Origin of the sequence: Rhizobium herbae (assembly GCF_019511375.1) — a bacterium.
GTDB classification, from domain to species: Bacteria; Pseudomonadota; Alphaproteobacteria; order Rhizobiales; family Rhizobiaceae; genus Pararhizobium; species Pararhizobium herbae_A.
Map to the genome: position 1 here is coordinate 394,646 of NZ_JAEUAO010000001.1, position 24,325 is coordinate 418,970.

21 protein-coding genes are annotated in these 24,325 nt (G+C 61.9%); 7 read left to right on the forward strand and 14 right to left on the reverse strand.

From position 1 onward, the window contains the following. Positions 1–18: 18 nt before the first annotated feature. The 9 genes from JNB71_RS01995 to JNB71_RS02035 all read right to left on the reverse strand — a co-directional run bounded on the left by JNB71_RS01995 (position 19) and on the right by JNB71_RS02035 (position 8,274). Positions 19–843: an inositol monophosphatase family protein gene (locus JNB71_RS01995; RefSeq protein WP_220370164.1), complete on the reverse strand. Its 825-nt coding sequence runs from the start codon at positions 841–843 to the stop codon at positions 19–21. Next, positions 840–1,727 carry a tRNA 2-thiocytidine(32) synthetase TtcA gene (gene ttcA / locus JNB71_RS02000; RefSeq protein WP_220370165.1) on the reverse strand — a complete coding sequence of 296 codons (888 nt, stop codon included), beginning with the start codon at positions 1,725–1,727 and terminating at the stop codon, positions 840–842. Before ttcA ends, JNB71_RS01995 begins: the two co-directional genes overlap by 4 nt. Before the next feature lie 113 nt (positions 1,728–1,840). Next, a complete protein-coding gene (locus JNB71_RS02005; RefSeq protein WP_220370166.1) occupies positions 1,841–2,785 on the reverse strand; it encodes a glutaminase in 945 nt (314 codons plus the stop codon). Between the two features lie 91 nt (positions 2,786–2,876). After that, positions 2,877–3,494: a 30S ribosomal protein S4 gene (gene rpsD / locus JNB71_RS02010; RefSeq protein WP_220370167.1), complete on the reverse strand. Its 618-nt coding sequence runs from the start codon at positions 3,492–3,494 to the stop codon at positions 2,877–2,879. Between the two features lie 289 nt (positions 3,495–3,783). Next, positions 3,784–5,298 carry an ATP-binding protein gene (locus JNB71_RS02015; RefSeq protein WP_220370168.1) on the reverse strand — a complete coding sequence of 505 codons (1,515 nt, stop codon included), beginning with the start codon at positions 5,296–5,298 and terminating at the stop codon, positions 3,784–3,786. A gap of 125 nt (positions 5,299–5,423) precedes the next feature. Then, on the reverse strand, positions 5,424–6,221 hold the full coding sequence (gene murI, locus JNB71_RS02020; RefSeq protein WP_220370169.1) for a glutamate racemase: 798 nt from the start codon (positions 6,219–6,221) through the stop codon (positions 5,424–5,426). After that, positions 6,208–7,041, reverse strand: a complete 834-nt coding sequence (locus JNB71_RS02025) for an RNA methyltransferase (protein ID WP_220370171.1) — start codon at positions 7,039–7,041, stop codon at positions 6,208–6,210. Before JNB71_RS02025 ends, murI begins: the two co-directional genes overlap by 14 nt. Positions 7,042–7,120: 79 nt before the next feature. Then, the gene (locus tag JNB71_RS02030) at positions 7,121–7,642 is read right to left on the reverse strand and encodes a hypothetical protein (RefSeq protein WP_220370172.1); all 522 of its coding nucleotides are present in this window, start codon (positions 7,640–7,642) and stop codon (positions 7,121–7,123) included. Between the two features lie 107 nt (positions 7,643–7,749). Then, a complete protein-coding gene (locus JNB71_RS02035) occupies positions 7,750–8,274 on the reverse strand; it encodes a hypothetical protein (RefSeq protein WP_220370173.1) in 525 nt (174 codons plus the stop codon). Positions 8,275–8,470: 196 nt separating this feature from the next. On the opposite strand from JNB71_RS02035, the gene JNB71_RS02040 reads away from it, so the two are divergent. The 3 genes from JNB71_RS02040 to JNB71_RS02050 all read left to right on the forward strand — a co-directional run bounded on the left by JNB71_RS02040 (position 8,471) and on the right by JNB71_RS02050 (position 10,920). Next, entirely contained in the window at positions 8,471–9,079 is a 609-nt protein-coding gene (locus tag JNB71_RS02040; protein WP_220370174.1) for a DJ-1/PfpI family protein, read from the forward strand. 109 nt (positions 9,080–9,188) lie between these two features. Beyond that, the gene (locus JNB71_RS02045; RefSeq protein ID WP_112855157.1) at positions 9,189–9,581 is read left to right on the forward strand and encodes a ribbon-helix-helix domain-containing protein; all 393 of its coding nucleotides are present in this window, start codon (positions 9,189–9,191) and stop codon (positions 9,579–9,581) included. Between the two features lie 124 nt (positions 9,582–9,705). Continuing rightward, on the forward strand, positions 9,706–10,920 hold the full coding sequence (locus tag JNB71_RS02050; protein WP_112846738.1) for an NADP-dependent isocitrate dehydrogenase: 1,215 nt from the start codon (positions 9,706–9,708) through the stop codon (positions 10,918–10,920). Between the two features lie 61 nt (positions 10,921–10,981). Here the strand turns inward: JNB71_RS02050 and JNB71_RS02055 are convergent, their stop codons facing one another. Next, on the reverse strand, positions 10,982–11,506 hold the full coding sequence (locus tag JNB71_RS02055) for an STM3941 family protein (RefSeq protein WP_220370175.1): 525 nt from the start codon (positions 11,504–11,506) through the stop codon (positions 10,982–10,984). A 212-nt stretch (positions 11,507–11,718) separates the two neighbouring features. Here JNB71_RS02055 and JNB71_RS02060 point away from each other — a divergent pair, with 212 nt between their 5' ends. Together JNB71_RS02060 and JNB71_RS02065 are read left to right on the forward strand one after the other, a co-directional pair. Further along, positions 11,719–13,062: a glycosyltransferase family 4 protein gene (locus tag JNB71_RS02060; RefSeq protein WP_220370176.1), complete on the forward strand. Its 1,344-nt coding sequence runs from the start codon at positions 11,719–11,721 to the stop codon at positions 13,060–13,062. Continuing rightward, a complete protein-coding gene (locus JNB71_RS02065; protein ID WP_223215723.1) occupies positions 13,059–13,814 on the forward strand; it encodes an HAD-IIB family hydrolase in 756 nt (251 codons plus the stop codon). The genes JNB71_RS02060 and JNB71_RS02065 overlap by 4 nt, the downstream gene beginning before the upstream one ends. Before the next feature lie 60 nt (positions 13,815–13,874). Here JNB71_RS02065 and JNB71_RS02070 read toward each other — a convergent pair whose 3' ends face one another. The 3 genes from JNB71_RS02070 to recA all read right to left on the reverse strand — a co-directional run bounded on the left by JNB71_RS02070 (position 13,875) and on the right by recA (position 19,114). After that, the gene (locus JNB71_RS02070; protein ID WP_220370178.1) at positions 13,875–14,726 is read right to left on the reverse strand and encodes an AraC family transcriptional regulator; all 852 of its coding nucleotides are present in this window, start codon (positions 14,724–14,726) and stop codon (positions 13,875–13,877) included. A gap of 411 nt (positions 14,727–15,137) precedes the next feature. Beyond that, on the reverse strand, positions 15,138–17,801 hold the full coding sequence (alaS, locus tag JNB71_RS02075) for an alanine--tRNA ligase (protein ID WP_220370179.1): 2,664 nt from the start codon (positions 17,799–17,801) through the stop codon (positions 15,138–15,140). 221 nt (positions 17,802–18,022) lie between these two features. Then, complete coding sequence (gene recA / locus JNB71_RS02080; RefSeq protein WP_220370180.1) at positions 18,023–19,114, reverse strand: recombinase RecA; 1,092 nt, start codon at positions 19,112–19,114, stop codon at positions 18,023–18,025. 236 nt (positions 19,115–19,350) lie between these two features. On the opposite strand from recA, the gene JNB71_RS02085 reads away from it, so the two are divergent. Together JNB71_RS02085 and JNB71_RS02090 are read left to right on the forward strand one after the other, a co-directional pair. Further along, a complete protein-coding gene (locus JNB71_RS02085; RefSeq protein WP_220370181.1) occupies positions 19,351–20,298 on the forward strand; it encodes a carbohydrate kinase family protein in 948 nt (315 codons plus the stop codon). Between the two features lie 31 nt (positions 20,299–20,329). Further along, the gene (locus JNB71_RS02090; protein ID WP_220370182.1) at positions 20,330–21,253 is read left to right on the forward strand and encodes a pseudouridine-5'-phosphate glycosidase; all 924 of its coding nucleotides are present in this window, start codon (positions 20,330–20,332) and stop codon (positions 21,251–21,253) included. 256 nt (positions 21,254–21,509) lie between these two features. Here the strand turns inward: JNB71_RS02090 and cckA are convergent, their stop codons facing one another. Beyond that, entirely contained in the window at positions 21,510–24,113 is a 2,604-nt protein-coding gene (cckA, locus tag JNB71_RS02095; protein WP_220370183.1) for a cell cycle histidine kinase CckA, read from the reverse strand. Positions 24,114–24,325: the final 212 nt, after the last annotated feature.

The following is a 24,325-nucleotide window of genomic DNA, read 5'->3' on the forward strand; positions in this document are numbered from 1 at the left end:
CTGCATTGCCTTGCCGCCTCAGACGGTAAAGACCTCTCGGCGCAACTCCTGCCAGCAATCCCTGTTGGACGCGACCAGAAGGCCGCCATTCACATGTTCCGGTCGATAGGGTGAACCATCGAAGCGCGCGGCATAAGCGCCCGCCTCTTGCGCGATCAGCGTGCCGGCAAGGTGATCCCACGGCATCAGTTTCTGATACATCAGGAAATGGAAATACCCGCTGGCGAAGGCGCGGTACTCATGCGCCGCACAGCGGTAGCTCGTGGCGATCCGCACCTTGGCCATGTTGCTCATGACGATGCGGCGGTTTTCCGCCGAATAAAATCCGGTCGACGCGCAGCCGACGAGGCTTTCGAGCGGCAAAGACGGCGTGACGTTCAACCGCTCCTGCGAACCATCAGCCTTGCAAAGCCAGGCGCCTGCACCTTTCTCGGCGATCACCCAGTCGTTGCCCATCGGGTCGTAGATGAGGCCGGCGACGGTTTCGCCCCTGGCGACCACGGCGGCCATGACGCCGAAAAGCGGCATGCCGGCGGCATAGTTGAAAGTGCCGTCGATCGGATCGACGATGACGGCGAGATCGGCGCCGGCAAGGCCGTTGAGGAGCGCCGGATTGGCGGCAACCGATTCTTCGCCGATGAAAAGCGCATCGGGTGCGACCTCGGCCATGCGCGCCTTGATCAGGCGCTCCGCCGCTTCGTCGGCTTCGGTCACAAGGTCGATGGCTTCCGATTTCATCCGCACGTCGCCGCTGCCGAGATTGCGGAACTTCGGCAGAATCTCCCTGACCGCAGCCTCCTGCAGGATGTTGGCGATGGCTGCGATATCGATGGCAGATGTCATGCTTTGGGCTCCGCGAACAGGGATTTGAAATCGAACAGTTTCGGGTCGAGCAGGTGCGACGGATTGACGTGGCCGAGCGCCCTCAGCATCGTGTCCTTGCGGCCCGGCATCCGGCGTTCGATATCGGCCAGCATCGCCTTCATGGCATTGCGCTCCAGCCCGTCCTGCGAACCGCAGAGATCACAAGGGATGATCGGAAATTCCATCGCCGCGGCGAATTTGGCGAGATCGTCTTCGGCCGCATAGGCAAGCGGCCTGAGCACCATCAGATCGCCATCGTCGTTCAACAGCTTGGCCGGCATCGAGGCGAGCCTGCCGCCATGGAAGAAATTCATGAAGAAAGTCTCGAGGATATCCTCGCGGTGATGGCCGAGCACCAGCGCGTCGCAGCCTTCCTCGCGGGCGATCCGGTAGAGATTGCCGCGGCGCAGGCGCGAACAGAGCGCGCAATAGGTGCCGCCCGCCGGCACCTTTTCCTTCACGATCGAATAGGTATCGCGATATTCGATCCGGTGCTTCACGCCGATCGAGGTCAGGTACTCCGGCAGGACATGCTTGGGGAAATTCGGCTGGCCCTGATCGAGGTTGCAAGCCACGAGTTCGACCGGCAGCAGACCGCGCCATTGCAGGTCCATCAGAAGCGCCAGCAGACTGTAGCTGTCCTTGCCGCCGGAGACGCCGACCAGCCAGCGCTTCTGGCCCTTCAGCATGCCGAAATCCTCGATCGCTTGCCGCACCTGGCGCAAAAGACGCTTGCGCAGCTTGTTGAACGACACCGACGACGGCATCTTGGCAAAAATCGGATGCAGCGCGTCGTCAAGGGCGTGATCGCCGCCGGCTGAACGCTCGAGATCGGCGCCCAGAGATTGGGTGGAAATATCCATGACAGAGTCCCGGATTGGAAAACGCGCAGATTATGCCCTGCACTTGCCCGTCTGCGCCCGCAAGATCAAGGAAAATGCGCGGGCGACCCTGTGAAAGTTCCGCAACGGCGATCTCAGCCGCCGAATACGGACCAGCCTGTGCGGCTTGCCAGCATTTCCAGAGCCAGCGAGCCGAGCAGCGAATTGCCGTTGTGATTGAGCCCGGGCGACCAGACCGCGACGGAGGCCTTGCCCGGCGCCGCGACCAGGATGCCGCCGCCGACGCCGCTCTTGCCGGGCAGACCGACGCGATAGGCGAAATCGCCCGAGCCGTCATAATGGCCGCAGGTCAGCATCAGCGCATTGATGCGCCGGGCCCTCTGGCGCGAGACGACGGAATGCCGGGTCAGCGGATTGCTGCCGGAGGCTGCAAGGAACAACCCTGCCTTTGCCAGCTGGACGCAGCTCATCGCCAGCGCGCACTGATGGAAATAGACACCGAGAACGTGCTCGACCGGGTGGTCGAGCTTGCCGAAGGAGCGCATGAAATTCGCAAGGGCGAAATTGCGATAGCCGGTCGCAGCCTCCGAGCGCGCCACCTCGGCGTCGATGACGATGTCTTCCTCATCGGCGAGGTAGCGGACAAACCGGACGATCTCGCCGATCGCCTCGCGCGGCGTATGGCCCGCCAGAACGAGGTCCGTAATGGCGATCGCACCCGCGTTTATAAAGGGATTGCGCGGAATTCCATGCTCGTGCTCAAGCTGTACGATCGAATTGAAGGCGGAACCGGAGGGCTCGCGCCCGACCCTCGTCCAGATGTTTTCGCCGTGCTTGCCGAGCGCCAGCGTCAAGGTGAAGACCTTGGAGATACTCTGGATCGAGAAGGGCATCTCGGCGTCACCGGCGCGGTAAACGCTCCCATCCACGGTAACGACCGCCATGCCGAAACGTGTCGGGTCGACGCGAGCGAGCTGCGGGATGTAGTCGGCAACCTTGCCTTCGCCCAGCCGCGGTGTCAGCTCGCGGTAGATATCATCGACAATCGACTGCAGGTCCAACGGTTCGGTGCCGGGCATCAGTCATTCTCCGCATCAGTGCAACGCAACAAAAAAGCCACCCATCTCTGAGTGGCTTTTCCGAATTTCACAAGGCCGGGGCCAGAAGAAATTATCGCGAATAGAATTCGACGACGAGGTTCGGTTCCATGACGACCGGGTACGGAACGTCGGTCAGGCCCGGAACGCGAGTGTAGGTCGCAACCATCTTGTTGTGATCGACTTCGATATAGTCCGGAACGTCACGCTCGGCGAGCTGGACGGCTTCGAGAACCGAAACGAGCTGCTTGGACTTCTCGCGGACTTCGATGACGTCGCCGGCCTTGCAGCGGTAGGAACCGATGTTGACGCGAACGCCGTTGACCTTGACGTGGCCGTGGTTGACGAACTGGCGGGCAGCAAAGACCGTCGGAACGAACTTGGCGCGGTAGACGATCGCGTCGAGACGCGATTCGAGCAGGCCGATCAGGTTCTCCGAGGTGTCGCCCTTGCGGCGGTTGGCTTCGTCGTAGATCGCGCGGAACTGCTTCTCGCGGATGTCGCCGTAGTAGCCCTTGAGCTTCTGCTTGGCGCGCAGCTGAACGCCGAAGTCGGAGAGCTTGGACTTGCGGCGCTGGCCGTGCTGGCCCGGGCCGTATTCGCGACGGTTGACCGGGGACTTCGGGCGACCCCAGATGTTTTCGCCCATACGGCGGTCAATTTTGTACTTGGACGATTCGCGCTTGCTCATCGCATTTCCTTTCAAACGGTTACACCGGTCTGTTGCCAAACCGGATCAAGGAAACACGCCCTCCTCTGAACCTCGTTTTAGAAGCTCTGACAGGTTTCTCACATTACGCTAATGGAGAAGCCACGGGACATGTCGGTTCGCGCATTTCCCTTTCCGGCTCGGCCGGAAAGATAAGGCATATGCGCCATTAAAAAGTAACACCGGGCATTTCGGCCCGGCGTTGAGCGGGTCTTTAGGTAAGTTTCACAAATTTGTCAACGACCGGCAGAAATAATCCCGTAAATCCGCCCTATTCCGCAGCGCTGCGGCTTCTCGCGTCATCATGGGCTGCGTCGGCAGCGCCGGGGGCCGTTTCCGCCTGCAGGTCGGGAAAAGCCACGATCCGCTTGCCGGAGAGGTCGCTGTGAACGACGATCAACCCCTGCTCTTCGAAATAACCGAGCAGGCGGCGGGCTCGTCGCGTGGAGTGCGTGCCGTAGGCTCGGGCGATCATCGCGTCCGAGGGACACGGCAGGCCACGCACGGCCGATTGCGCAACGAGCAGGAAGACGCCCTGCAGGTCTTCGGTCACTTGCCGCGACAGTTCCAGCGCGGACGTCCAGATCTCGCTCTCGGCCGTTTCCGCATCGACGCCCGAACGCGCAACCGCCATCTTGCGACGGAAAGCGGCAAGCGACAGCGGCGCACCGGGGACACGGCGGATGCGGCAGCGCACCAGGAAATCCTGGAACAGTTCGGCATCGGCACGAAAGGCGGCTTCCGGGTTTTCGAGGATTTCTGCGAGCAGGCCGTCAAGCAGGGCCTCACGCTCTCCTGCGGGCATTTCCGGCACCGGCGCCCTCGGTTCGATCAAAGCCGTTGGCTCCGGACGCGGTCGCGACAACTCCGCCAGAATATCTGTGGCTGGCCGCGGCTGGGCGCTCGGACGGCGGACGATCGGGCGGATCAGTTCTTCCGGGTCCGGCGTGAAGATCAGATCTTCCACATCCGCGACCGCCTCGGGCAACGGCGTCAGCTTCGGGCTGGTGGAGCGGGCCGAGGTCTCCACATTGCCGATCGTCACCGGCAGCGGACGGCGCGAAAGGGCCGGCCCGAGCGCCACGAAGGAACCGCGCTTCAGATCGCGGAACATTTCGGCGGTGCGCCGGTCCATGCCGAGCAGGTCGGCGGCGCGCGCCATGTCGATGTCGAGAAAGGTGCGGCCCATCAGGAAGTTCGAGGCTTCAGCCGCAACGTTCTTGGCAAGCTTTGCCAGTCGCTGGGTCGCGATAACGCCGGCCAGCCCCCGCTTGCGGCCGCGGCACATCAGATTGGTCATGGCACCGAGCGAGATCTTGCGCGCTTCCTCCGAGACGTCCCCTGCAACGGAAGGCGCAAACATCTGCGCCTCGTCGACGACGACCAGAACCGGATACCAATAGTCGCGGTCGGCATCGAACATCGCATTGAGGAAGATACCGGCATTGCGCATCTGCTGCTCGATATCGAGACCTTCGAGCGAGAGGACACAGGAAACGCGGTGCTGGCGAATGCGGGTGGCGATACCGATCAGTTCGGCTTCCGTCCGCTCGCCCTCGATCACGACATGGCCGAACTTGTCGGCGAGCGTGACGAAATCGCCTTCGGGATCGATGATGCACTGCTGCACCCAGGGGGCCGACTGTTCGAGAAGGCGGCGCAGGAGATGCGATTTGCCTGAGCCTGAATTGCCCTGCACCAGAAGGCGCGTCGCCAGAAGCTCCTCGATATCGAGCGGAACGGATGCGCCATCGGACGCCGTCCCCATATCGATGCCGACTTTCATATCCACCTCGTTTCAAATGCCATGCCGAATGCGCCGCCACGAACCCGCAAGCAGGAAGCCTTAGCACCGTTTCGGCAGGTTTTCGCCCCGATGCAACCAAAACCCACAGCTAAGAAAGATTTCGTTTACCGTACGGTAAGTCCGAAGCCCTGCATCAGCCGACGCGTCGAGAAATCCGGATTGCCCGACGTAAATAGAGCCGGATCGATCCCGTTCAGCGGTTCAAAACCGTCCGGCAGCGGCACCAGCCGGCGCGCCTGGCGCGCGATCGCCTCTGCCGGATCGAGCCAGTCCACCGGCCAGGGCGCGAGGCGGCGAAAGACATTGGCCATGAAGGGATAGTGGGTGCAGGCCAGCACGACGATGTCGGTCTTGCGGCCGTCCTCTTCGACGAAACACTGTTCGATCTCGGCGAGTACCGCCGCATCACTGATCACCTCGCCGCGAATATAGGCTTCCGCCATCCGCGCCAGATTTTCCGAGCCAACGAGCCGAACATTGCACTGCGAGGCAAACGACTGGATGAGATCGCGCGTATAGGCGCGCTTGACCGTCCCGGGCGTTGCCAGCACGGAAACCAGTCCTGTGCGAGTGCGCTCCGCTGCCGGCTTGATTGCCGGGACGGTGCCGACGAAACGCATGTCCGGAAAGGCGGCGCGCAGATCCGCCCCGACGAGGGTGAATGCTGTATTGCAGGCGATGATGCAGATTTCCGGATCGTGCGCGGCAAGCAACTGCGCGAAGAGTTTGATGATATGCTCCTTCAGGGCCGGCTCTTCCCAGCCACCGTAAGGAAAAGCCGCGTCGTCGGCGACATAGATGAAATGCCGCTCGGGCATCAGCACGCGCGCCTCGCGCAGCACGGTGAGCCCGCCGATTCCGCTATCGAAGACGAGGATGGGCTTCAGCTCAGAGGTCGTCACCGGCATTGTCTACCTTTTTCGCGCGCGAGTTTTCCGGTGCTCCGGCACCGCGAGGTGCCTCGCGGGTGAAGCGGTCAAGCGATGAGATGACGCCTCGCACAAGACGGATTTCAGATTCGGTAAAGGCAGGGCGGGTCAGGACAGCGCGCAGATTTTCCACCAATTTCGGCTTTTTGGCGACGGGACGGAAATATCCGCGGGCATCGAGTGCTTCCTCGACGTGATCGAACAGGCCTTGCAGATGTTGCTTCGTCGCCGGCTTCTGCGAGAGCGCCTGAAACGACGTTTCCTCAGGCGAGGCCATGCTCGTCTTCAGCCACTCGTACGACATCAGGAGGACCGCTTGCGCCAGGTTGAGCGAAGCGAAGGCCGGATTGACGGGAAAGGTGACGATCTCGTCGGCGAGCGCGATTTCCTCGTTGGTGAGACCCGTGCGTTCGCGACCGAAAAGAATGCCTGTCGCCTGCCCGGCAGAGAATTTTTGGCGGAGCGTTTCGGCCGCGACAACCGGAGACCGGACCGGCTTATAGCCATAGCGATCACGCGCAGTTGTTGCATAGACGAAATTCAGATCGGCGATGGCCTCCTCCGTCGAAGCATAGAGCTTGGCGTTTTCGATGACGTGATCCGCGCGGCTGGCGGCCGATTTCGCCTTTTCGCTCGGCCATCCGTCACGCGGATTGACGAGGCGCAGCTCGGCAAGGCCGAAATTGGCCATGGCGCGTGCCACCATGCCGATGTTCTCGCCAAGCTGCGGGTGCACCAGAATGATCGCCGGGCCCTCCGTCAATAGTTCGCGCTCGCTGTTGGTTCCTGCCATGCCTTCGCCTTCCCGCAGATCAGGGCGCTTCACTGGCACAAAGCAGCGAGAAAATCAAAACGGATGATGAAAGGCTGCATCAGGGCCGCGCCCGCCGCTCCAGCCATGCCTGCAGCGAAAACCACTTTCCCTCCGCGACGAAGCGCAGCACGTCGTCGATCCGGTACGTCCCTGAGGACGAACCGTCCTTTTCAAGGAAGAACATCAGGCGGATCGAACGCGCGGGGGCTCCATCGCAAGCCGGCAGATCCATTGTCGCCTCGAGCATGTTGCGCGTGTCGCTGCGCGTACGGTCCACGATGCCGGTTTTGCCGATGGGACATCTGTTGGCATCCCCCGTCATCGGATCGGTCTCGAACAACGTCGCATCGCCCCGCTTGCGGGATTCCTTCAGCGCCTCGGTGTAAGCATTGACGAAATTACCGCTGAAGTCGTTCAGCAATTGGATCTCGGTGAAATAGGGATCATAACGATCCGGCTCGTCCAGCGAATTGACGACGATCCGGTCGACATAGCTGCGGACCAAGTCCTCGCGCCCATCTGCGAGAGCCGGTCCAGCCAGCACGATCGACGCCGCCATGCATGCCGCCTTCATCTTCATCCAGCGCTCCTGCTTTCGCCTCACCGCACCCAGAGGCGTTTAGCGCGAATCGGCGATCGGCGACAACCGGCCACACGCCGATTTTGAAGGCCGCACCATCGAGCCCGCTACTGCTCGCCTGCCCCCTGGCTTGCAATGCCCTCTAGTTCCACCTTCAGCGAGCCCACGCCGTTCGGCCTGACAATATCGTCGATAACCGGATGGCCGGCTTCTTCGATCACGAGGAAATGCAATTCGCTCGGCTTCCAGTCGGCCGCGCGCTCGCCCAGGCAATGGGTGTTGTCGAAGGTCACGGCGACATCGCTTTTGCCCTCCACGGCGGGACCGGCCGAAACGTTCAGGTCCTTGATCGAGCAACTGTCCTGGCCGCTGACGATAACATCGTAGTCGAAGGGGGAATCGCCCTCGTCATAGGCCGGAAACTTCGCCGCTTCGCGGTAGGCCTTGGCAAAATCCTGGCTGTAGATGCGTTGAAGGCGCGCCTCGGAAAAATAGTCCTCGCCCGTCTGCGCATCTTCCGCCCAGCCCCTGACCGCTTCCTGCATGATCTCGTTGACGGGCGCTGCCGGATCGGCAGCCTCGGCCATCGAGACCGCGCATGAGGCAAGAAGCACCAGTACCAAGCGTTTCATAACTTTCTCCCGATTCCCGTCGCTGACCGGCGGCCAGCACCGTCCTGTCACGGTCATAGCCATTTTCCTGGCCTCATGCGAGGCCAGTCTTGCGCACCACGGCGGCACGCCGCCTGTCGATGTAGTAACCGGCTAATACCCGGCCGCAAGGCGCACATGGCATTGTTTTTTCGCACGCAACACGATGGAGGATGAGATGAGCGGCAAGAAAATTCTGATGATCTGCGGCGACTTTGCCGAAGACTACGAGACCATGGTGCCGTTCCAGGCGCTTCTCGCCGTCGGCCATACCGTCGACGCCGTTTGCCCCGGCAAGACGGCCGGCGAGCAGATCGCCACGGCGATCCACGATTTCGAGGGAAACCAGACCTATTCGGAAAAGCGCGGCCATAATTTTACGCTGAACGCCACCTTCGCCGACGCCAGGGCCGATAGCTACGATGCGCTGGTGATCCCCGGTGGAAGGGCCCCGGAATATCTGCGGCTCGACGCGGCCGTGATCGCCATGGTTCGGCATTTCTTCGATGCCGGAAAACCGGTCGCAGCCATCTGCCATGGCGCACAGCTTCTTTCTGCAGCCGACGTGCTGAAGGGGCGAACCTGCTCGGCCTATCCGGCATGCCGTTTCGATGTCGAACTCGCTGGCGGTCGCTACGCCGATATCCCGGTCGACCAGGCCGTCACCGACGGCAATCTGGTGACGGCCCCCGCCTGGCCTGCCCATCCCGCCTGGATCGGCCAGTTCCTCAAGGTTCTAGGCACCGAGATAAGCCATAGCCCCTCCCTGACGCGCTCGGCGGCCTGACAAGCCTTGTCAGATCGCAGCAAAGGGCGGACACTCCGGGCCTTGATGCCGCTCGAAACGCGCGAAAGCATTTTTGCGCGGCATCATGGCTGAGCCCTGGGAGGAATAGATGTGCAGACTATTCATCGGCGCCGATCCGGCGCTGTGGCAGAGTGTGACGCGTTCGGTGCGGATCGACGGCGTGGCGACCAGCATCCGGCTTGAAAGTTTCTTCTGGTCGATCCTCGAAGACATTGGCGAACGCGATGGCATGTCGGTCGGCCGCCTGATCGGACGGCTCTACACGGAATCGCTCGAGGAAGGACATCCGCCTGAAAACTTCACCTCGTTCCTGCGGGTCTGCTGCGGGCGTTACCTTGCACTGCAACTGGACGGACTTGTGCCGACGGGCCGCGACGCGCCGATCGCCTCCCTCGATGCGCCGGCCGTCCTGGCGCAGGAGAAACGCGGCTATCCAAAGTCTCCCGCGGGCTATTTCCCAAGGGCTGCACGCGGTCATTAGGCGGCTCTCCCACCCCGCACGAAGCGCTGACGAAATCACGCCGCCATGCCTTTGCCTGTCGTGAACTGGATGCTATAGGGGCGCAATCCCGTTTCCATCCCAACCCCATGCAGAGGTTTGCATCATGACAAAGATCAAGGTCGCCAATCCGGTCGTCGAGCTCGACGGCGATGAGATGACCCGCATCATCTGGCAGTTCATCAAGGATAAGCTGATCCATCCATATCTGGATATCGATCTGGAATATTACGACCTCGGCATGGAAAACCGCGACGCTACCGACGATCAGGTGACGATCGATGCGGCCAACGCCATCAAGAAGCACGGCGTCGGCGTCAAGTGCGCGACCATCACCCCCGACGAGGCCCGCGTCGAGGAATTCAAGCTGAAGAAGATGTGGAAGTCGCCGAACGGCACGATCCGCAACATCCTCGGCGGCGTGATCTTCCGCGAACCGATCATCTGCAAGAACGTGCCGCGCCTCGTCCCCGGCTGGACCAAGCCGATCATCGTCGGCCGCCACGCCTTCGGCGACCAGTATCGCGCCACCGACTTCAAGTTCCCCGGCAAGGGCAAGCTCTACATGAAGTTCGTCGGCGACGACGGTAAGGAAATCGAGCACGAAGTTTATGACGCGCCGGCGGCTGGCGTTGCCATGGGCATGTACAACCTCGACGAATCGATCACCGAATTCGCCCGCGCCTCGCTGAATTACGGCCTGCAGCGCAAGGTTCCGGTCTACCTGTCGACCAAGAACACCATCCTCAAGGTCTATGACGGCCGCTTCAAGGACATCTTCCAGAAAGTTTTCGACGAGGAATTTGCCGACAAGTTCAAGGAACTGAAGATCTGGTACGAGCACCGCCTGATCGACGACATGGTCGCTTCGGCGCTGAAGTGGTCCGGCGGCTATGTCTGGGCCTGCAAGAACTATGACGGCGACGTCCAGTCCGACATCGTCGCGCAGGGCTTCGGCTCGCTCGGCCTGATGACCTCGGTACTGATGACGCCGGACGGCAAGACGGTGGAAGCCGAAGCGGCCCACGGCACCGTCACCCGCCACTACCGCCAGCACCAGAAGGGCGAGGAAACCTCGACCAATTCGATCGCCTCGATCTTCGCCTGGACCCGTGGTCTCGCCCACCGCGCCAAGCTCGACGACAACGCTGAGCTCGCAAGGTTCGCCGATACGCTTGAAAAGGTCTGCGTCGATACCGTGGAAGCAGGCTTCATGACGAAGGACCTGGCACTTCTCATCGGACCCGACCAGCCCTGGCTCTCGACCACCGGCTTCCTCGACAAGATCGACGAGAACCTGCGCAAGGCAATGGCCGCCTGATCGCGGTCAACAACAGCGACTTGAGAAACCCGGCTCCGTGCCGGGTTCTTCATTTCGGACGTCAGGTTTCGGCAGACTGAGCCTTTTGCGCCCACTCGCCGATCAGATCGACGATATCCGGCGCCGGCATCTGAAGCCCCGCCGCGCTCAGGCAGACGCCGTTGATGCCCAGTCCCCGGTTTGCCGCCCGGGTGTAGCGCACAACGCGCGTAAAGGGCAAAGACTGCTCGGCCTGCGGAGACAGGATCAGTTCGACGATGGGCTGGTTGCGATAGGAGATCAGCCGTGCGGCGATAATGTCCGGCCAGTTGATCGGCTTGGGCGAAATATCCGGCACCAGCAGACCTTCCTTCAGGAATTCGACCGCCGGACGCCCGTCGAAGACCTTCACGAGGATGAGGATGCCGCAAAAACCGAAAAAGACGATGGAGACAAGGCCGATGAAGACCCCAAAGGCACCGGCCCCCTGTTCGGCATAGGTTGTCTTCGCAATGAACGCGCCAAGCGCAACGAAGGCCACTGCACCGCCAAAAAGCAGCAACGTCTTCGTCTTCGATCGATGGATTGCCAGAGCGTTCTCGGTCATTGAATCTTTCCCCAACTGCAAGCGGCTCTCCAAACCGCCGTTGCCATAAACGCGCGGCACACAGTAAACTCTAAACCAGAGGCTGCGCAACATCCCCCAGCACACGCATCATTTTTATTTGGAACCTTTTCCGCTCCCGATCGTTCGCGACCTGAACCTTTCTGCGTGCCGGGCACGCTTCACCTCCCAGAAAAGATCGTGACAGCTGATAAATGACCGTTGCTCTTGACAGATCCCATTCGCACCTTCCGCGCATCGCGCTTGTATCAACCCACGGATACGTCGCCGCCGAACCGCCGCTTGGCGCTGCCGATACCGGTGGCCAGGTGGTCTACGTCATCGAACTCGCCCGCAAACTGGCGCTCCTCGGTCATGAGGTCGATATCTACACGCGCCGCTTCGAGGACCAGCCGGAATTCGACCAAGTCGACGAACGCGTGCGCGTCATCCGCATACCCTGCGGCGGCAGAGAGTTCATTGCGAAAGAATATCTCTACCGGCACCTGATGGAGTGGTGCGAGAATGCCGCGCGCTTCATCCGCCGGAATAATTTCACCTACACGCTGATCAACAGCCATTATTGGGACGCCGGGATTGCCGGCCAGCGCTTGTCGGAAGCGCTAGGCGTCACCCACATCCATACGCCGCATTCGCTCGGCCTCTGGAAGAAGCGGCAGATGGAGACGGATTACCCGGACAAGGCGGATACTTTCGAAAGGGAATTCAACTTCTCCGAACGCATCAAGCACGAATTGATCATCTATCGTTCGTGCAGCATGGTGATCGCCACGACACCGATCCAGGTGGAAGTGCTCGTCAACGACTACAACCTGCCGCGCGACCGGGTGCACATGATCCCGCCCGGCTATGACGACAACCGCTTCTACCCCGTCTCCAAGGCGACCCGCGACATGGCGCGCCAGCGCTTCGGTTTCGAAGGCAAGGTGGTGATGGCGCTCGGGCGGCTTGCGACCAACAAGGGCTACGATCTCTTGATCGACGGATTTTCCGTGCTCGCGGAGCGCGAACCGGAGGCGCGGCTTCATCTCGCCGTCGGCGGCGAGAACATGGACGAGCACGAGGCGGGGCTGCTTCAGGAATTGAAAGATCGCGTCGCCGCCCTCGGATTGCAGGAGAAGGTCGTCTTCTCAGGCTTCGTGACGGACGAGGATTTGCCGGACTTCTACCGCGCCGCGGATATCTTCGTTCTCTCCAGCCGCTACGAGCCCTTCGGCATGACGGCGATCGAAGCCATGGCCAGCGGCACGCCGACAATCATCACCATTCATGGCGGGCTGTTTCGAGCGGTCACCTACGGGCGCCATGCGCTGTTTGCTGATCCCTTCGATAAATACGATCTCGGCATTACCATGATGAAGCCGTTGAAACACGAGCGGCTCTATGGCCGCCTGTCGCGCATGGGCGCCCACAAGGCACGCAGCCTCTTCACCTGGACCGGAATTGCTCAGCAACTCATCGGCGTCGTGGAGGGACGCCCGATGCCGCAGGCTGTCGACGACAACGAATGGGCCGAGCCATGGACGGACGGAGATTGAGACGCGTGCGGCTGCTCTGCAGCGATATCGACGGCACGCTGGCAGGCGACCAGGCCGCGGAGGTGCGATTTTGTGAGGCCTGGCAAAGCCTTCCGCAGGAAGATCGGCCACTGCTCGTCGTCAACAGCGGCCGGCTGATCGAGGACCAAAGGGCCTTTTTCGCCACCAGGGCCCTGCCCCCACCGGATGTCTATATCGGCGGCGTCGGGACCATGCTGCACAATGAGAGGGATCCATCCCACGCGATGCTCTATACCCGCTCCATCGGTGCCGGTTTCGACCGGACGCTGATTGCCGCAGCACTCGCCGACCTCGCCGATGTCGTCGTCCAGCCCGACCCGTATCAGCACGCCCACAAGTCAAGCTGGTACCTGCCCGACGCGGACACGGCGATGCTGGCGAGCATCGAGGAACGGTTGGCAGCTGCGGGGATACCGGCCCGCCTGGTCTATTCCAGCAACCGCGATCTCGACATTCTGCCGGCGGGCGTCGACAAGGGGGCGGCACTCACCTGGCTCTGCCGCCAGCTTGGACTTTCGCACGACGATGTCGTCGTTGCCGGCGACACCAACAATGATCGCGCCATGTTTGACCTGCCGGGCGTGCGCGGTATCGTCGTCGGCAATGCCCTTCCGGAGTTGCAGGAAATTGCCGCGGAACGGCCGGATGTCTATCGCGCCAAAGGGTTGATGGCGGATGGCGTCTTGGAAGGACTGATGCACTGGGGTGTCTTCGGCGCGAAAAATCCATGAGCGCCTCTGACGGGATAAAATACGCAGCACCCGCCTCACGCTCCGGGCGCTGCGATCCGCTCATTTCAGCGGCAGATGGATATCAGTCAGCAGCTCCGTCGGCGCGGCGTCACGCGGATTGTTGATGTATTCCTCGAACATCACAGTGTCACGGACTTCGCGGCCGGACTGCGGCAGCCATTCGCCATAAAGCCAGCGATAGGCCCTGTGCAGTTCAGCGTAGGGGCCTTTGTGCCGCAGCACGGCATATTCGCCGCCATCGAGATGCAGGTGGACCAACGGTGCTTCCGCCGGGACATGCTCACCTTCGGTCACACAGGCAAACGACCGCAGCTTGTCTTCCGGCACCAGTTCCGGATCATCGAGATAGACGCCAATCATCTTCATCTCCGGTGAGAAGAGGTGTCGTGCCTGCAGCGTGCCCCCAAGCGTTTCGAAGGCACGGCCGATTGCCATATAGGAGCCTGTGTGGCTGACGCCGACCAGTTTGCGGGCCGGCAGGGTTTTCGTCGTTACGTCATACATGTCGCCAATTCCTTTTTTCGACACAGATTCAAAGATCGTGTGGCTCCCCTCCCTGCGATACCGGGCCGGCGGCATGCCGAACACAGATTTGAAAATCCGGTTGAAGGACTGGAGATTGGGATAGCCGGTTCGTCTTGCAATCTCTTCGACGGAGAGGTTGGTGCGCACGAGATCGCCGGCGGCCCTGTGCAGCCTGAGCCGCTTGACGGTCGCGGCTAGTGTTTCGCCGTGCACGGCCCGGTAGATCCGGTGCCAGTGATGCGGCGAAAGACAAGCAATCTGCGAAAGCCGATCGAGATCGAGCTCCTCATCCAGATGGTCGTGGATATAGGCCGATACGCGCCGCAAGCGCTGCTCGTAAACCGCCCAGATGCCCTCTTCCCTCATGTCGATCCTCATGCAAGCCGAACAGGGAGACAGAACCATATCGGGATTTGACAAATCCTGCGAAGTTGCAGCGGCAGATTTGAACATGCGCGAGCATCGGCCAAAGAAAAAACCGGACCTCTCAGCCCGGTTCTCGTCTCTCAAACAATTCCGTTGAAGCCGGCTTATACCAACCTGCGCTGATATTGACCGATTTCGCCGGAGCGATTCTGGTTTCAGGTAAGGAGGAAGCCGTCCGGCGAGGATTTTCGACGCTGCCCGGAGGCCAAAAGCGCCCGGCACTTCGGGTGGGCCGGATGTCGGCCACCGGCGTCGTCGCAATCCTCGACCGATGCCTGAAACGTCGCTCTGCTCCTAGCCGGACGACCGCATCAGGCCCACGAAATCGGTCAATATCAGCGCAGGTTGCTATTACGCCGCCAGCGCCGCGCCGACCGCATCGATGGCATCCTTGGCCTTGGCACCGTCCGGGCCGCCGGCCTGCGCCATGTCGGCGCGACCGCCGCCGCCCTTGCCGCCGAGTGCTGCGGAGGCGACGCGGACCAGGTCTACGGCGCTGAAGCGACCGGTCAGGTCGTCGGTGACGGCAACGACGGCGCTCGCCTTGCCATCGGCGGAAACGCCGACAAAGGTGACGATGCCGGAGCCGAGGCTCTTCTTGCCATCATCGGCGAGGCTCTTCAAATCCTTCGGCTCGACGCCGGTCACGACCTTGCCGAGGAACTTGACGCCGCCAATCTGCTGCACCTGATCGGCAGAACCATTGGCGTCGCCGCCGCCGAGCGCCAGCTTCTTCTTTGCCTCGTTCAGCTCGCGCTCCAGCTTGCGGCGCTCGTCCATCAGTGTTTCGACGCGGCTCAACACCTCTGCCGGCTGCACCTTCAGCGTCGCGGCAAGCGACTTGACCCGCTCGTCCTGCTCGTTGAGGTAGGCAAGCGCCGACGCACCGGTCAACGCCTCGAGGCGGCGAACGCCGGCACCGACGGCACTTTCGCCGACGATCCGCACCAGGCCGATTTCGCCCGTGGCGCCGACATGGGTGCCGCCGCAGAGTTCGACCGAATAGGGCCGGTTGGCCTTGGAGCCATGAATGCCCTGCCCCATCGACACGACGCGGACCTCATCGCCGTATTTCTCCCCGAACAGCGCCATCGCGCCCTCGGCGATCGCATCGTCGACGCTCATCAGGCGGGTGGTGACGGGCGAGTTCTGCACGATGATCTCGTTCGCCATGTCTTCGACCAGCTTCAGTTCGTCGGCCGTCATCGGCTTCGGATGCGAAACGTCGAAGCGCAGGCGCTCGGGCGCGACCAGCGAACCCTTCTGCGCCACATGGGTGCCGAGCACCTCGCGCAGCGCCTCGTGGAGAAGATGGGTCGCCGAATGATTGGCACGCAACCGCGAGCGGCGGGCATGATCGACGGTGAGCGCAGCGGCATCGCCGACCTTCACCATGCCTTCATCCACGACGCAGGCATGGACGAACAGGCCTTCGCCACGCTTCTGCGTGTCGGTCACCGTCAGCCTGGCGCCGTCGGTCGAGATCACGCCGGTATCCCCAACCTGGCCGCCGGACTCGCCGTAGAACGGCGTCTGGTTGAGCACCAGCTGGACCGTCTCGCCCTTCGCAGCGGTCTCGATCGCCTTGCCGTCGCGCACGATCGCCTGAACGACGCCTTCAGCGGTCTCGGTGTCGTAGCCGAGGAAGTCGGTTGCCCCGAGCTTTTCCTTGAGTTCGTACCAGATGGTTTCCGTGGCCTTGTCACCGGAGCCGGACCAGGAGGCGCGAGCCTCCGCCTTCTGCCGCTCCATGGCCGCGGAGAATGCGTCCGTATCGACGCCGATGCCGCGGGCGCGCAACGCGTCCTGCGTCAGGTCAAGCGGGAAGCCGTAGGTATCGTAGAGCTTGAAGGCGGTTTCGCCGTTCAGCCGGTCGCCTTCCGAGAGATCCGCCGTCGCATCCGCGAGAAGGCCGAGGCCCCGCTCCAGCGTCTTGCGGAAGCGGGTTTCCTCGAGTTTCAGGGTTTCGGAAATCAGCGCTTCGGCGCGCATCAGCTCGGGATAGGCGCGGCCCATCTGGCCGACCAGGGCCGGCAGGAGCTTCCACATCAACGGCTCCTTGGCGCCGAGCAGCTGCGCATGGCGCATGGCACGGCGCATAATGCGACGAAGCACGTAGCCGCGCCCTTCGTTCGACGGCAGGACGCCATCGGCAATCAGGAAGGCGGAGGACCGCAGATGGTCGGCGATGACGCGGTGGCTGGCGCGACGGTCGCCCTCGGCCTTGACGCCGGTCGCCTCTTCCGACGCCTCGATCAGCGCGCGGAACAGGTCGATGTCGTAGTTGTCGTGCTTGCCCTGCATGAGGGCCGCGACCCGCTCGAGGCCCATGCCGGTGTCGATCGACGGACGCGGAAGATCGACGCGCTGTTCCTTCGTCACCTGCTCGTACTGCATGAAAACGAGGTTCCAGATTTCGATGAAGCGGTCGCCATCTTCATCCTTCGAACCCGGGGGGCCGCCCCAGATATGGTCGCCGTGGTCGTAGAAGATTTCAGAACAGGGCCCGCAGGGACCGGTATCGCCCATGGCCCAGAAATTGTCGCTGGTCGGGATACGGATGATCCGGTCGTCGCTGAAGCCGGCGATCTTCTTCCACAGGCCGAACGCCTCGTCGTCGGTGTGATAGACGGTGACCAGCAGACGCTTGGCGTCAATGCCGAAATCCCTGGTGATCAGGTTCCAGGCAAGCTCGATCGCCCGCTCCTTGAAATAGTCGCCGAACGAGAAATTGCCGAGCATTTCAAAGAAGGTGTGATGGCGCGCAGTATAGCCGACATTGTCGAGGTCGTTATGCTTGCCGCCGGCACGCACGCATTTCTGCGCGGTGGCGGCCGTGGAATAGGGCCGTTGCTCGAGGCCGGTGAAGACGTTCTTGAACTGCACCATGCCGGCATTGGTGAACATCAGGGTCGGGTCGTTGCGCGGCACCAGCGGGCTCGACGGCACGACCTCATGGCCGTTCTTCTTGAAGTAGTCGAGGAACGTCGACCGGATTTCATTCACGCCGTTCATAGTGCGCCCTTACCTCTGCATCAGATGTCCGCAGCCCTGGCCGAGCCGCGAACCGGAAAACTCTTGAAAATCGCCGATCGCCGATATTCGCCGATCCTGCTCCCGCCCGTTTGGAACACAGGCTTTTATCGTCCGCGCCAACCCCTGTCCAGACGGCAAAAGCAAACCGGCCGCCCTGTCAAGGAGCGGCCGGCAAAGACATTCAGTAAAATCACGCGAACTTATGCCAAAGCCGCATCGTCATCGTCGTCTCCGGCTTCCGGTCCACCGTTTTCAAGGAATTTTTCAGCGATCAAACCGGCATTCTGGCGCAGGGCGAGTTCGATCTCGCGCGCCGTATCCGGATTGTCGCGCAGGAAGGACTTGGCGTTCTCGCGGCCCTGGCCGAGACGCTGGCTGTTATAGGAGAACCAGGCGCCAGACTTTTCGACGATGCCGGCCTTGACGCCGAGATCGACAAGCTCGCCGGTCTTGGAAACGCCCTCGCCATACATGATGTCAAATTCGACCTGCTTGAAGGGAGGCGCCATCTTGTTCTTGACGACCTTGACGCGGGTCTGGTTGCCGACGACCTCTTCGCGCTCCTTGACCGAGCCGATGCGGCGAATGTCGAGGCGCACCGAGGCGTAAAACTTCAGCGCGTTGCCGCCCGTTGTCGTTTCCGGCGAACCGAACATGACGCCGATCTTCATGCGGATCTGGTTGATGAAGATCACCATGCAGTTCGACTTGGAGATCGATGCGGTCAGCTTGCGCAGCGCCTGGCTCATCAGGCGCGCCTGCAGACCCGGCAGACTGTCACCCATTTCGCCTTCGATTTCAGCTCGCGGCGTCAGCGCCGCCACGGAGTCGACGACGAGAACATCGATCGCACCCGAGCGCACCAGCGTATCGGTGATTTCAAGCGCCTGTTCGCCGGTATCAGGCTGGGAGATCAAAAGGTTTTCCAGATCGACGCCGAGCTTGCGGGCATAGACCGGATCCAGCGCGTGTTCCGCATCGACGAAGGCGCAGATGCCGCCCTTCTTCTGGGCCTCGGCGATCGTTTGCAGCGCAAGGGTGGTCTTGCCCGAGCTTTCCGGTCCGTAGATTTCGACGATACGCCCCTTGGGCAGTCCGCCGATGCCGAGTGCGATGTCGAGACTCAAGGAGCCCGTCGAAACGGTTTCAATCTCGACGATGCTGTCCTTTCCACCGAGCTTCATGATCGATCCCTTGCCGAACGACCGTTCGATCTGGGAAAGTGCCGCTTCAAGTGCCTTGCTTTTATCCACCGATTTGTCCTCTACGAGCCGCAAAGAGTTTTGTGCCATTTGATCCACCTTTAGGTTATGGAAGCTGCCGAGGCAATGAAGCTGCCGATGAAAGCTATGTACACTTTTTGTTCTCATTTGGCAAGCGGCGCCTATACAGCTGATTCCATGGAAAAAATGACGGCGTGTTCGTTTCTTGTTCCCGTTCTTTCAGAAGCCCATAAAAAAGCGGGATAGCGGACACCCTCGAATAACGGACACAACGAATCGGATCTCAGGGGCACACGGGAAAACGCATGACAGGCAGCAAAGTTTCCATCTTCGGCGGCGCGCATATTGACCGGCGCGGGCGCATCTCCGGCGCGACGGCCCCGGGCGCCAGCAATCCGGGCAGCTGGTTCGAGGAGGCTGGCGGCGGCGGCTTCAATGCGGCGCGTAATCTGGCGCGGCTCGGGCTTGAGGTATGCATGATCAGCCCGCGCGGCGGCGATGCTGCGGGCAACACGGTCGCAGAAGCCGCCGCTGCAGCGGGCGTGATCGACAACCCGTTCGTCTTCCTCGATCGCAAGACGCCGAGCTACACGGCCATTCTCGAAAACGACGGCAATCTGGTGATCGCGCTTGCCGACATGGATCTCTACCGGCTGTTCTCCCCACGGCGGCTGCAGCAGCGCGCCATGCGGGAGCTTGTTTCCGCGAGCGATCTGATCGTCACCGACGCCAACCTGCCGGAGGAAACGCTTGCGAGCCTCATCGAACGGGCCGCGCAGGAAGCAAAGCCGATCGCGGCCATCGCCATTTCTCCGGCCAAGGTGGTGCGCCTTGCAAACAGTCTCGCCGGCCTCAGCTTCCTGTTCATGAACGAGGCGGAAGCGCGCGCCCTGACGGGCAGCGACGTCACGGAAGCGGCAGAATGGCCCGCGCTTCTGCAGGCTGCCGGTCTTTCCGGCGGCGTCATCACCCGCGGCGGCAGGCGGGCGCTCGCCTTTCGCCAGGGGCAGGCCGTTGCCGTCACCCCGCCTGCCCTCGATGCGCTCGGCGATGTAACCGGCGCCGGAGACGCGCTGGCCGCCGGTTTCCTGGCGGCATACCTCGGCGGCGAACCGCTGGACATGTGCCTGCGTTCAGGGGTCGCTGCCGCCGGCATCACCGTGCGCTCGCCGCTTGCCGTATCGGAAAAAATGTCGCGCGAGATGCTTGGGGAGGCAATTCGGCTTGTGCCGCCAGCCGAAATCCTGTCATGAACGCGCCCGAGAGAGCCACAAAGGACATGCGATGACCAAGCCGTTTTCACCCCTACTGCCGATGGAATATTCCGACGAAGTCGCGGCCGCCAAGGCACGCGGCGCGCCGCTGGTGGCGCTGGAATCGACAATCATCACCCATGGCATGCCCTTCCCCGGCAATCTCGACATGGCCCGCAGCGTCGAGGCAATCATCCGCGAGGAAGGCGCAGTACCGGCGACGATCGCCGTCATCGACGGTATCCTGCACATCGGCCTGGAAGACGCGCAGCTCGAAACGCTCGCCCAGACCGAAGGCGCGATGAAGCTGTCGCGCGCCGACCTCGCCTTTGCGATTGCCGAACGCCGCACGGGCGCAACGACTGTCGCCGCAACCATGATTGCCGCGGCGCGCGCCGGCATCCGGGTCTTTGCCACCGGCGGCATCGGTGGCGTGCATCGCAAGGCCGAGGAGACATTCGACATTTCCGCCGACCTCGACGAACTGGCGCGCACCGGCGTGATCGTCGTCTCAGCCGGCGCCAAGGCGATCCTCGACATTCCCAAGACGCTCGAAGTGCTGGAAACGCGAGGCGTTCCGGTCGTCACCTATGACAGCGACATCTTCCCGGCCTTCTGGTCGCGCGATTCCGGACTGAAGAGCCCGCTGATGCTCAATAGCCCGGCGGCAATCGCCAATTTCCAGAGGATGCGCGACCTGCTCGGCGTCGACGGCGGCATGCTGATCGCCAATCCGGTGCCGGAGGAAAGCGAGATCCCGCGCGACGAAATGGAGATCTACATCGCCCGCGCGCTCGACAATGCCGAACGCGACGAGATTTCCGGCAAGGCCGTCACGCCCTATCTGCTCGACAGCATCTTCGGGCTGACCGATGGCAGAAGCCTCGAAACCAATATTGCGCTGGTCGAAAACAATGCGCGGCTTGCCGCTGAAATCGCCGTTGCGCTGGAATAGTTCACCGGTACGCAGAAAGCAAAGGCCGGAGTGATGTCCGGCCTCAGATCGCTGACAAACCTCACAACACCCCCTGACGTCATCCTCGGCCTTGTGCCGAGGATCTGCCTCACGCCCGTTAAGCTATTGAGCTTAATTATTTATTTTTAAATTCTGACAGGCTTAGATGCCTGGGACAAGCCCAAGCATGACGGAATTGGCAGATAACCGGCTTTATCAGCAGTCTGGGCCGGAGTGATGTCCGGCCGTTTTCTCCTCAGCTGTCGAGCATTTCTCGCACGGCAACCGCAAGCTGCTTCAGCGAAAACGGCTTCGGCAGGAAGCCGAACTTGGCGTCGGCCGGCAGGTTCTTGGCGAAGGCGTCTTCGGCATAGCCGGAGACGAAGATGAATTTAAGGTCGGGATAGTTCTTGCGGATTTCCCGAAGCAGCGTCGGCCCGTCCATTTCGGGCATGACGACGTCGGAGACGACGATATCGACCGCGCCGTTCAGTTCCTCCATGATCTCGAGCGCCTCGACGCCAGAGCCTGCCTCGTGCACGGTATAGCCGCGGGTCTCCAGCATGCGCTTGCCGCCCCGGCGAACCGCTTCCTCGTCTTCCACCAAGAGCACGACTGCCGAGTTGCCGGTGAGGTCGGTCGGCTCCTCCGCCTTGGAGGGGGGCTTGGTTCCGAGCATGGTGGCGGCTGGCACGTCAGCCACCTCGCCCGGCAGCAGCGTTTCCTCGACATAGCGCGGCAGCAGGATGCGGAACGTCGTGCCCTTGCCGACCTCGGATTCGGGATAGATATAGCCGCCGGACTGCTTGATGATGCCGTAGACCATCGACAGCCCAAGGCCGGTCCCCTTGCCGACTTCCTTGGTTGTGAAGAAGGGTTCGAATATCTTGTCGAGGATCTCGGGTGGAATGCCGGTGCCCTGGTCGGACACCTCAACCATCACATAATCCTCCTCCGGCAGTTCACGCCGGTTCAGCGCCGCGACTTCGGCGGCCGGCAGGTTGCGCGTGCGCAGCGTGATGACGCCGCCATTGGGCATCGCATCGCGGGCATTGACCGCAAGGTTGAGGATGACCTGCTCGAACTGGCCGAGATCGGTGCGCACCGGCCAGAGATCGCGGCCGTAGTCGACCTCCAGCTTGACGTTGGTTCCAGTCATGCGGTCGACCAGCATGCGCAGATCGCCGACGACGTCGGTCATGTTGAGCACCGTTGGCCGCATGGTCTGCTTGCGCGAAAAGGCGAGAAGCTGGCGAACCAAAACGGCAGCACGGTTGGCGTTGCGCTTGATTTCCATCAGGTCGGCAAAGCTCGCGTCGGAGGGCCGGGCCGAGAGAAGCAGGTGATCCGAAGAAAGCAGGATCGCGGTCAGCACGTTGTTGAAGTCATGGGCGATGCCGCCTGCCAGCGTACCGACGGCATTCATCTTCTGCGTCTGCGCCATCTGGGTCTCGAGCGCCTTCTGCTCGGTGATCTCCACCGCATAGACGATCGCCGCCTCTTCCGGCGCCTGATCGCTCTGGTCGATGACGGCATTCACATAGAAGCGGAAATGCCGCGTCTCATCGGTCGGATGCAGCGAATCGATCGGGGCGATATCGCCCTGCCGGTCCTTGGCGGCCTCGAGCGCCTCGCGCAGTTGCGGCCGCTCCATCTCATGCACCACGGCTTCGAGCAATGCCCCATGCTCCATGTCGTCCTGCGACACGACGCCAGAAAACAGTTTGAGGAAGGGCGCGTTGGTTCTCAAGATCCGTCCGTTGCCATCGACGGAGGCGATTGCCATCGGCGTGTTGTTGAAGAAACGGGTGAAGCGCATGGCGGCTATCGAGGCCGATTGATCGCTTTCGTCATCCGTGGCGCGGGCAAGCACGATTGTCCGGCTCTCGCCGGGAGCACCGTCCCGGGTCGAGGATACGCGGTGGATCATGCGCACAGCAAAACTCTGGCCGTTGGCCTTCTTGAGATCGAGGTCGAGTGTCTTGGTCTTTTTCAGGCCCGGTTCGGCCTGTACGGACTGGACGAGCGCCAGCCCCTCGCCCGCCACCAGATCGGCGATGGTCATCGATCCGGGCTGGAATTTCGTCAGGTCGAGGCCGAGCCAATCGGCGAGCGTCGCGTTGATATAAAAGATCTCGCCCTTCTTGCCGGCGGAGAAGAACCCGGCCGGCGCGTGATCGAGATAATCGATGGCGTTCTGCAATTCCTTGAAGAAGCGCTCCTGATCGTCACGCTCGGAGGTGATGTCGGAAATCTGCCAGATGTAGAGAGGGTTGCGACCACCGTCTTCGAGCGGCAAGACGCGGGCCTTCAGCCTAAACCAATGGGCGCCCGATCCGGCAGAACCGCCGCCCGGGTTCAAAGGCTTCAGCAGACGGAATTCCTCGTGGCCGGCCTTGCCTTCATGCAGGCCGTTGGTCAGGCGGTATATCGCCTCGGTCGCCTCTCTGTTGCGCGACAGGATCGTTTCGAGCGACTGGATTTCCGTCGCCTTGGTCGCCCCGGTGAGCGCGCCATAGGCGGCATTGGCATAGATGATCCGGCCCTTGCGGTCGGTCACCAGCGTACCGTCCTGGTGGCCGTCGAGAAAGGCCCGGGCAAGCTCGTCCGGGCGGGATTGCGGCATGACCTCGATGAAGCCGATGACCGAGGACACCAGGAAGAAAATACCGACCATCGCCAGCACGCCGAGAATGCCGAGCACGATCTCATTCTCGAGCTGGTTCTTGAAGACGACGAAGGCAACGGCTGAACCGGTCAGGACGATGGCGAGCAGAATGATCCGCAGTACCGTGCCCGGCCGGCTTCCACGGTCCACGATCGGCATGTGATAGTCACCTGCCTGCTGCAATTTCGTCATAGGGCCCTCGTTTGCAACCGGTGCCGCGCGCCTCCGGAATGAATGCGCGGGTTCGGTCCATCTGCTCCGCTTGGCGGCAGCTCGGGCGGATCTGCAATCCGCGCCGGCGGACAGCGAAACACCAAGCAGGAATCATCTTTAACAGCCGCAGGGAAGTGCAGAAAGCACTTGCATGAAAGCCATTGGCGTGAATTCACAGGGAATGTCCAGCC